Annotated in this window: 6 protein-coding genes; 4 read left to right on the forward strand and 2 right to left on the reverse strand. The window is 32.7% G+C overall.

Annotated elements, in window-relative coordinates; genetic code table 11:
- Positions 1 to 160 precede the first annotated feature (160 nt).
- From lipB to rpiA, 4 genes are all read left to right on the forward strand, one after another.
- On the forward strand, positions 161 to 1081 hold the full coding sequence (gene lipB, locus CKF59_RS07530; protein ID WP_119535292.1) for a lipoyl(octanoyl) transferase LipB: 921 nt from the start codon (positions 161 to 163) through the stop codon (positions 1079 to 1081).
- A gap of 32 nt (positions 1082 to 1113) precedes the next feature.
- Entirely contained in the window at positions 1114 to 2127 is a 1014-nt protein-coding gene (lipA, locus tag CKF59_RS07535; RefSeq protein WP_119535293.1) for a lipoyl synthase, read from the forward strand.
- Positions 2128 to 2177: 50 nt separating this feature from the next.
- On the forward strand, positions 2178 to 3356 hold the full coding sequence (gene hemW, locus CKF59_RS07540; RefSeq protein WP_119535294.1) for a radical SAM family heme chaperone HemW: 1179 nt from the start codon (positions 2178 to 2180) through the stop codon (positions 3354 to 3356).
- Positions 3357 to 3425: 69 nt separating this feature from the next.
- Positions 3426 to 4064, forward strand: a complete 639-nt coding sequence (rpiA, locus tag CKF59_RS07545; RefSeq protein WP_119535295.1) for a ribose-5-phosphate isomerase RpiA — start codon at positions 3426 to 3428, stop codon at positions 4062 to 4064.
- Positions 4065 to 4102: 38 nt separating this feature from the next.
- Here rpiA and CKF59_RS07550 read toward each other — a convergent pair whose 3' ends face one another.
- Positions 4103 to 4939: a hypothetical protein gene (locus tag CKF59_RS07550; RefSeq protein ID WP_119535296.1), complete on the reverse strand. Its 837-nt coding sequence runs from the start codon at positions 4937 to 4939 to the stop codon at positions 4103 to 4105.
- Positions 4940 to 4950: 11 nt separating this feature from the next.
- Positions 4951 to 5244, reverse strand: a 294-nt coding sequence (locus tag CKF59_RS07555; RefSeq protein ID WP_222985713.1) for a hypothetical protein, incomplete at its 5' end; no start/stop codon positions are given.

The following is a 5244-nucleotide window of genomic DNA, read 5'->3' on the forward strand; positions in this document are numbered from 1 at the left end:
TCTTTTTCCTAATGTGATTTATTCTTATCTATATTTAGATTTTAAATAAATTCACCATAATACCTAAGCTAGAGAGATTATAATTCGATTTTTTGGTATAATTACAATAAGTCACATTATTGTATGTGTAAAAGTATGTGACCAAAAAGTTGAGGTATACATGTTTGAAATAACGCAAATTGATGCTCATGAGCTTGAAAAAACAAAACTTACATTATGGCAACCTAAATTCAAAAGCTTTATTAGTAAGTTTTTACTCCAAGATCTATTATCTGTAGAAACATCAATTGCAAATTTAATTCAAATTTCTCCGAGTAAAACTCAAGACTTAAATAATAAAATTTGCTCAAAAGTAATTATCAAAGATTATGAGAGTTTAATTAATTGGCGAGATAGTTTTCAAGCCATGATTGATTTTACGCGTAATCGTACTGAAAATACTTTAGATCAAATTTTATTACTCCAACACGAACCAGTATTTACTCAAGGAGTAAATGGTAGTCCTAATCACGTCTTAAATAACAAGTTTAATATTCCAATAATGCAGGCTGATCGTGGTGGTCAAGTAACCTACCATGGACCAAAGCAACAAATTATCTATTTACTTATAGATTTTGAACGCAAAAAGAAAGAGTTTGCAGAGTTTGATTTAAAATTTTATGCTCGCAGTATAGTTACAGCTATGGAAAATGCGGTGGTAAATATTTTAACGCATATTGGTATTAGCAAAGTTCATGCTAAACCTGATGCTCCAGGAATCTATATAGAGAATAAAAAAGTTTCTTCTTTAGGACTTAAAGTTACTCGCCATGGCACTTATCATGGTATTGCGATCAATATAGATATGGATTTAGAGCCTTTTCATAGTATCAATCCCTGTGGATATGCAGGCTTAGAAATGTGTAATATCTGTGATTATATTAACCCACAATCACTAGTTTCACTAGAGTTATTAACTCCTGAACAAGCTCAAAATCTAACTCCTGAAGAGTTTTATAGCTTAGTAAACTCTTTAATTAATGAATATTTTATTAGTTACCTTGTTAATAGCTTTGCTTATACCGAAGTTTACAAAATTTAGTGATTAGGAAAGATTAAAGGATAATTATAGTTATGGGTAAAGAGTTTAAAATGGAGCGTGGAGTACAGTATCGTGATGCTGCTAAAACTTCCATTATTCCAGTTAAAAATATTGATCCCAATCAAGAATTTATCAAAAAACCAGATTGGTTAAAAATTAAAATTCCTGCTGATAACGCTCGTATACGTGATATCAAAAGTGCTTTAAGAAAAAACTCATTACATTCTGTGTGTGAAGAAGCTTCATGTCCTAACCTTCACGAGTGTTTTAGTCATGGTACAGCTACCTTTATGATCTTAGGTGCTATATGTACGAGAAGATGTCCATTCTGTGACGTGGCTCATGGTAAACCTTTACCACCAGATGCTGAAGAACCAATTAAATTAGCTCAGACAGTTAAAGATATGCGTCTCAAATACGTAGTTATTACTTCTGTAGATAGAGATGATCTTCGTGATGGTGGAGCAGGACACTATGCGCAAGTAGTTTCTGAAGTAAGACGATTAAATCCAAATATTAAAGTAGAAACTTTAGTTCCTGACTTTAGAGGACATATTGATAAGGCTTTAGATGCTTTATCAGTTGCTCCACCTGATGTATTTAATCACAATCTTGAGAATGTTCCACGTCTATATCGTGATGTTCGTCCTGGAGCTAATTACGAAAAATCTTTAGAACTTTTAAGAAAATTTAAAGAACGTTTCCCTGATATCCCTACAAAATCAGGGCTTATGGTTGGATTAGGAGAAACTAACGAAGAATTATTCCAAGTTATGCGTGATTTACGTGCTAATGGTGTTACTATGTTAACCATTGGTCAGTATCTCCAGCCATCACGTTACCATTATCCTGTGCAAAGATATGTACCACCTTCTGAATTTGAAGAAATTCGTAAATATGCACTAGAATTAGGTTTTGAACACGCTGCCGTGGGAGCATTCGTACGTTCATCTTATCATGCTGATTTACAAGCTAAAGATATTGTAAATAATGAACTAAATGATCCTACTGCACCTGTATTAAATGTAAAAATTACTGAATTATAACCTATAAATTAGGATCGCTCTTTAGCGATCCTTATCTATTTTATTCATTTATGATTAAATCATTACCACCATTAAGTTTATACATACATATCCCTTGGTGTGTACAAAAATGTCCCTACTGTGATTTCAACAGTCACGGGATTAAAGCAAAAACTATTGATCAACACGGATATTCTCCGGAACAAAGTACAATTCCCGAAAAAGAGTATATAGAACATCTTTTAGCAGATTTAAAGCAAGATTTAGTTTACGTCCAAGGACGAGAAATAGAATCTATCTTTATTGGTGGAGGTACTCCATCGATTTTAACTCCAAATGGGATAAAAGCAATTCTTGATGGCGTAAAAAGTCTAGTAAAGTTATCTCCTCATTGTGAAATAACAATGGAAGCTAACCCAGGGACAGTGGACCAAGATAAATTTAAAGGCTTTGTCTTAGCCGGCGTTAATCGCCTATCCATAGGAATTCAAAGCTTTAATCTAGAACATCTAAAAACCCTTGGACGTATTCACTCTAGTGAGCAAGCTAAATTAGCGGTACAAGCAGCATTTAATGCAGGATTTAAGAGGGTTAATGTGGATCTCATGTATGGGCTTCCTAATCAAACTATATCTCAAGCTCTTGATGATCTAGAACAAGCTATAGCTTTAAAACCAACTCATCTTTCTTGGTATCAACTAACTATCGAACCTCACACCCTTTTTGCTTCTAAACCTCCAGTTTTACCTGAAAGCGATTATTTATGGGATCTTGAAGTTGCGGGCAAACAAAAATTAAAAGACTCTGGATTTGAGCAATATGAAGTGAGTGCCTATGCTACCTTGGATAACCAGTGCGAACACAATCTACACTATTGGAAATTCCATGATTACATAGGTATAGGTTGTGGAGCTGCTGGAAAAATCACTCAACTTTCAGGGATTATTCGTACTATGAAAACCAAACATCCTGCAGGTTATTTAAAGGGCAAATACCTCTATTCAATTACTAAAGTTGAGAATAAACATTTACTGTTTGAGTTTTTCTTAAATAGATTTAGACTATTTACTCCTGTTAATAAAGAAGAGTTCACGCTAGCTACAGGTTTAGAGGCAAGTATTGCTACTAAAGCTCTTACTAAGCATATTCAAAATAATAATATTCAAGACTCAGGCGACCATTGGCTTCTAACCGAGCAAGGGCATAACTTTTTAAATAGTATTCTTGAAGATCTTCTTCCTGAAGATTAAAAAATTATGCATAGAACTAAATTTTATTTATATAATATAAGTGTACGTTCTAAAAATAGGTCATGACAAATGAAGACACAAAATGAGTTAAAAGAAATAGTTGCGAGAAAAGCTTTAGAATTTGTTCAACCTCAACAAGTACTTGGCGTGGGTTCTGGTTCTACGGTAAAAATTTTTATTAGCTTACTTCCAGAACTACCATTCAAAGTTGAATATGCGGTGGCAGCTTCTAAAGAAAGTGAAGCCAACCTCAAAGCTGTAGGGGTACAGGTTCTAGATGCTAATGAAGTTACCACTTTAGGAGTTTACATTGATGGAGCTGATGAAGTTACTCCAGAAGGTTATATGACTAAAGGTGGCGGAGCAGCTTTAACTAGAGAAAAAATTGTCGCTAGCTTAAGTGAAAATTTCATTTGTATTGTTGATAAAAGTAAAAAAGTTTCTCAACTAGGAACTCAATTTGCTTTACCAGTTGAAGTTATTCCTATGGCTCGTGAAGCAGTAAGTCGAGAATTAAGAAAACTTGGAGGTAATCCCGTTTACCGCGAGAACTGTATTACTGATAATGGTAATATTATCCTCGATGTTCATGATTTTGTCATTGAAGATCCTATTGCTATGGAGCAGATTATTAATAATATTCCAGGCGTAGTATCTAATGGAATATTTGCTCGTAATAAAGCAAATCAAGTTCTAGTTGCTGAATAAAAATATAATAAGCAGTCTGTTTTTAACAGACTGCTTATTTATTGACAATTAAAATTATAATAACGCTGTATCCAACTTATATCATTGTCATTAAAGTCACCTTTAATGTTAAGCCAGTATAAGTTATTATTATCATTTGTAACTTTGGCTTCACTTTGCTTAAACTTATTTCGAGGACTATTTTTTAAAAACCCCACATACTTTTTAGCATCATTTTCAACAAGAAATGGACCGCAAGTTAAATTAACCAAATTTGCTTTCTTTTCTTCTTCTGCAACTATTTGCGAAGGTAAAGGTTCTGTGCCTTTTGCTTCTACCTGACTTTTTTGATTGGTAGCTAAATTCTCATTGGTAGTTTCATTACCAGTTGTATCTATAGTTGTAGGATCAATTACCGTATCAGTATTCTCCTCTAAAGTATTACTTACCGTATTTAAAGTAAGAGTTGGTAAATTAAGAGAATCCCTAATTTTATTGATTACATCTTTTTGATCTTTAGAAGCTTTAACATAAGGTTGAGCAAAGTTTGGTGAATCTTGAGTTTTTTTATTCATGGTTAAAAAACTATCGTTTGCCTCAAAAAACCTAATGTAATCCCAAGACTCTTTAGGTACTGCAGGTGCTTCCACAACTTTAATTTGCTTTTGTACACTCGCTGAACTAACTTTTTTAGGACTATAAATTTCTCTCAAACTAAGCGAGATGACAATCACAACTATAAAGATTATTAAAGCATCTTGTAATAAAACTTTTCTTCCTTTTAATTCGAAAATAGGCTTATTAATTAACTTTACCGTAGAAAACCATGTAGCAGTTGCTTTCTTATAAATCTTTACAATTTTATTTTCTCGGCGATGGTATTCTAAAAACTTCATTTTTCTCTTATCTAACTAAGATCATAAGGATCTACATCTATGTAAAAAATTGGTCGATGCTTTTTATAGCGATCAGAACTCAAAAATACCTGATTAACCTGTTGCAAGATTTCACTACGTAAGTTTCTATCCTCAACAATAAAATCTACAAGATATTTATGCAATCTATTTTGTTTACCTAGATCATTCAGGTTTAAAGAAAATTTTATATCTCTTTTTAATTTTACCATAAATTCATGAATGGTTTTTCTTAATAGTTGCATTATCTCTTGTATTAAATTAAAAGCTAACTCTTGATCTAAATG

The sequence above is a fragment of the Psittacicella gerlachiana genome, assembly GCF_003585965.1.
GTDB lineage: Bacteria > Pseudomonadota > Gammaproteobacteria > Enterobacterales > Psittacicellaceae > Psittacicella > Psittacicella gerlachiana.